At 60.0% G+C, this 4960-nt stretch carries 2 protein-coding genes; both read right to left on the bottom strand.

What is annotated here, in order from left to right:
* A partial coding sequence (locus tag FV139_RS20950; protein WP_148070259.1) for a retention module-containing protein occupies window positions 1–347 on the bottom strand: 347 nt, incomplete at its 3' end.
* A gap of 305 nt (window positions 348–652) precedes the next feature.
* The coding region (locus FV139_RS20945; protein ID WP_148070452.1) for a beta strand repeat-containing protein at window positions 653–4960 on the bottom strand (4308 nt) is incomplete at its 5' end.

Here is a 4960-nt window from a genome sequence, read left to right as displayed (position 1 = left end):
CCGCCAGCCCCGGCTGCGGTCGCTTCCAGCACATCGCCGATGTCGCCGTCGCCTTCCAGGGCGGTCAACAGGGCGTCGATGGATTCGTCTTCAACACTGGCTTCGTCCGGCCCGGCGGCCCGCGCCGCAACGAGGTCGCGGGTGATGGCCATTTCCTCAACGCCAGAAACGACGAAGGGCTCGCCATCCATCATGGAGAGCTCAACGTAGGCGCCATCCGGCGTCACTACGGTCTCCCCTTCGAGTATCACGTCACCCGGGCGAATCTCACGCAGCTCGCCGTCTTCGTTGCGGGCAAAGGCTTTCCCTACCACTGCCACCACGTTTGCTATTGCTACATTGGCCATGAGTCAGCTCCCTGGTTTCCTGAGAAACCGGTACATGCAGACCAGATTTGGTCTTGTACACTTGAAGCGTAGGACAGACTGGAGAATGCGGTATTGGACTTAAGGGCAGGATTCAAGCAGAAAACCGTGATCCAGCTCACAGTTTTACCATGCAGATGTATCAATTAGCGGATTCAGTTACCGCTATTGGGGAGTCTATCTCAACTACACCGAATTTAATGAGTTTGGCCGGTATCTTCCGGCCACGTCCGCAAAAAAATCCCTGCCTCCCTAGGGAGGCAGGGATGTATACCGGAACAGAACTATCACTGATCGACAGTCAGCTTTCCGCTATCCAGCATGTTCTGGATGATGGAGGCCATGTCGTCGTGACCGGTGACCAGGTCGATGCCTTCAAAGGTGACGGTGTGGTCGACCTTGTCGGCATCCCCGGCGTTCCCCTCGAACGATCCAGAATTGCTCACTTCGACGATAGTATTGGTACCGTCGAAGGAGACATTCAGGAAGGACGAGAGTTCCGCTTCCTCGCTGTCACCGATCAGGTCCTTCAGGTCCAGCGGATCCTGGGCGAAGGAGGCATCATCCGCGGTGGAAGTACTGCCGTCAGTCCAGGTCACAGTGGATTGGCCGTGGATGAAGACATCACCGTCAGCTGCAGAGCCAGATTGACTGTCCTCGGCGTAGTTGAGGGCGATACTCTGCACACCCAGATCAACCAGCGAAGTCAGTTCACCCGCATCGGTGACACCATCGCCATCGGCATCCTGCCACACCGCGAACTGGGAGAACTGCTCGTCCTGCGCGTCGAGCACGCCGTCCTTGTTGGTGTCAAAGACTTCGGCTACAGCCTCCATGTCAGTCCTGGCAGTCTCGCTCCATTCAGTGAAGACGAATTCCTTCGCTTCATTGACGGTACCGGAATTGTCGGCGTCGAAGACAAGCAATCCGTCGTCAGCCCCAATCCAGGCCGTGTTGACCACCTCACCGGTCACCTGGTCGGTGAACACGATACCGGCTTCCCTGCTCACGTACTCCACACCATCGTTACCAAGATCGATGGTGATGGGCGTCGCCGTGGTCACGGAGAATGAGCCGTCCTCGGCGCCTTGCAGGGTAATGTCGAAGTCCTGACTGGCAACGTCCCCATCACCATCGACGATATCAAGGGTGAAGTTGAAGTTGAGGTCGTCGGGATCTTCCGACGAAGTTGCACCCGCCGAAACATTGTTCAGGCGGAAGCCATTGCCTTTGTCAGGTTCAGCACTAGCCACCCTCACGGAGGAAATTGTCCGACCGCCGTCGATGGCGGCTTCGATAGCTGCATAGTTCGTACTGTCGAACACGCCACCATCGCCAAACGTAGCATTCACGAGTGTAGTGGTGCCATTGTCATAGGTGACGGTGACAGCCACGTCGGGCATTTTATCGCCACCACCGGTGATCCCCTCTACCATGAACGTGAAGTTCTGGACGGCCGGCCCCGCAAAGCTGAAAAGAATATTCTCCCCGGGATCGACCTGGTTGTCAGAGATTGCCCAGCCCTGGGTACTCGGGTTCACCAGATCGTTACCGGAGACCGTAGTGACCAGGCCTGTTGTGGCGTCGTTGAGCACATAACTGGGCTGCGGTCCGCCCGCGGATACAGAGGCAGAAGACAGCGGTACCTGAATGATGTCTGCCGGGCGATCGATCACCTCGAGAGAGTCAGTACCATCTGCATTCAGCGTCAGGATACCAACGACGACACCTTCTGAATCCAGCAGATTGATGACCACACCGTCCGCGGTCTGGGAGGCAACAACGGCTGATCCCGAATCGGAGCTGACGCTCGCATAGCCGTCTGCACCGAACGTCCAGTCCACGATGTCAGCGATATTCAGGCTGTTGTCCGGTGCACTGATCAGCAGGGTGCCATCAGCCGAGAAAACCGGTTCATCGTCATAGACTTTCACCGTGCCGGTGGCAGGGCCGACCCAGGTAGCGCCAGCGTCGTCGGAAATCTCGACCGTGAAATCGTCGAGATCCAGCGTGTCGGTCGCGCCGTCCAGTACCTCCTGGGCATCGTCGTTGTCGACATTGGTCTGCAGCGTGTACTGCCACTGAACCTCACCCGTGCCGCTGTTGTAACCCGTCAATTGCAGTTGGCCGTACTCCACATCAGCATTGGAAAGCGTAATCGGGGTGCCCGAAGCTTCCAATGACAACAACGCCGTCATGGTGACAACATCGCCCGACACGCCACCAACCCGGATCGATACGGAAGAATCGAGCCCGTCGGAATCGGCAAGGGTGATCGTGCCAGAGGCCGTCAGCGGCGTGGAAACACCGGCTGGCAGACCTGAACCGCCTGTGAGATAGGCCTCATAGACTTCATCCTCACCCACGTTCACATTGATGGTCGGGGGTTCGTTGACATCGGTCAGGCTGACAGAGAAGGTTGCCGGTGCGCTGACATCGCCGTCACCATCAGTGATCGTGTAGCTGAAGGTATCGAGAACTGATTGACCGTTCGGGATGTCGTTAGTGTAGATCAGGTCACCGTCACCATTGATGGTGATAGTGCCGCCGGCACTGCCTGTCGGGGACACCAGGCTGATACCCGACGCACCCAGGCCGTCCGCACCGAACTCGTCATTAGCCAGCAACAGCGACGCTGCCGATCCCAGGTTGACTCCGACCGCGGGCTCATTGAGGGTCGCGATGGTGCCATCATCATATGCCGTGGCCACATCGTCCACGATCTGCACCGACAGGGTATCGCTGTCGCTGTCGCCCTGCGGGTCAACTACGGAGACCGCGAAGTCCTCAAAGATCGAGTCCTCGCCCGCCACGCTATGGGTTTCATTGGCGTTCAGCGTGTAGCTGTAGCTCACGGTGCTGCCGTCGAATCCGGTAATGGTCAGGGTGTTGCCCAGCGGCGTCGTCGTGCTGGCCGGGAAGCCCTGCACCACACCACCGCTGACCACGGCAATGCCGCCCACCGTCAGGGACTGGACGCCATCCGGGGAGCTGATGCTGAAGTCGCCGGTCACCGCGTTGGGATCGGTCGGGGTGTCCGAGCCGTCCATGTCGGTACCGGTCTGGTCCAGGTCATCCTCGTCGATAATGGCATCACCACCGTCACCTTTCGGCGTCAGGTTGGTGATCATCGGCTCGGAATCCACGGTGATCGTCAGGATCGCCGTGCTGAGGTCACCATCACCGTCCTGGACGGTGTAGTAGAACACGTCGTCACCGGTCGCATCCGCATTCGCGGTGTAGCTGTAGGTGCCGTCTGCGTTCAGGGTCAAGGTGCCCTTGGTGCTGACCAGCACGCCCACACCGTTGGTGAGGTCGCCGCCAGCGTAATCCACCGCTGTCTGGGCGCCCACGACACCGGTAATGCCATCGGCACCGGTCACGTCGTTGGCCACCACGTCGCCGCCCACAGTACCGCCAGCACTGGTCCCATTGGTGTCGTCCATGGCCGTGGCCACATCGTCCACAATCTGTACGGACAGGGTGTCGCTGTCGCTATCGCCTTCCGGATCGACCAGCGAGACCGCGAAGTCCTCGAAGACCGAGTCTTCACCTGCCGCAGAGTGGGTTTCATTGGCGTTCAGCGTGTAGCTGTAGCTCACGGTGGTACCGTCGAACCCGGTAATGGTCAGGGTGTTACCCAGCGGGGTAGTGACGCTGGCCGGGAAACTCTGGACCACGCCGGCTGTTACCACGGCAATGCCGCCCACCGTCAGGGTCTGGATACCATCGGGCGAGCTGACGTTGAAGTCGCCGGTCACCACGTTGGGATCGGTCGGGGTGTCCGAGCCGTCCATGTCGGTACCGGTCTGGTCCAGGTCATCCTCGTCGATAATGGCATCACCACCGTCACCTTTCGGCGTCAGGTTGGTGATCATCGGCTCGGAATCCACGGTGATCGTCAGGATCGCCGTGCTGAGGTCACCGTCGCCGTCCTGGACGGTGTAGTAGAACACGTCGTCACCGGTCGCATCCGCATTGGCGGTGTAGCTGTAGGTCCCGTCGCCGTTCAGGGTCAGGGTGCCCTTGGTGCTGACCAGCACGCCCACACCGTTGGTGAGGTCGCCGCCAGCGTAATCCGCCGCTGTCTGGGCGCCGACCACACCGGTAATGCCATCGGCACCGGTCACGTCGTTGGCCACCACGTCGCCACCCACGGTGCCACCGGCGCTGGTGCCATTGGTGTCATCCATGGCGGTGGCCACATCGTCCACGATCTGCACGGACAGGGTATCGCTGTCGCTGTCGCCCTGCGGGTCGACTACGGAGACCGCGAAGTCCTCAAAGATCGAGTCTTCACCTGCCGCAGAGTGGGTTTCATTGGCGTTCAGCGTGTAGCTGTAGTTCACGGTGGTGCCATCGAATCCGGTAATGGTGAGGGTGTTGCCCAGCGGCGTCGTCGTGCTGGCCGGGAAGCCCTGCACCACACCACCGCTGACCACGGCAATGCCGCCCACCGTCAGGGACTGGACGCCATCCGGGGAGCTGATGCTGAAGTCGCCGGTCACCGCGTTGGGATCGGTCGGGGTGTCCGAGCCGTCCATGTCGGTACCGGTCTGGTCCAGGTCATCCTCGTCGATAATGGCATCACCACC

Source organism: Parahaliea maris (assembly GCF_008064665.1).
Classification (GTDB): Bacteria; Pseudomonadota; Gammaproteobacteria; order Pseudomonadales; family Halieaceae; genus Parahaliea; species Parahaliea maris.
Note: the sequence above shows the minus strand (reverse complement) of the source record. Positions and strands in the feature narration are given on the sequence as shown.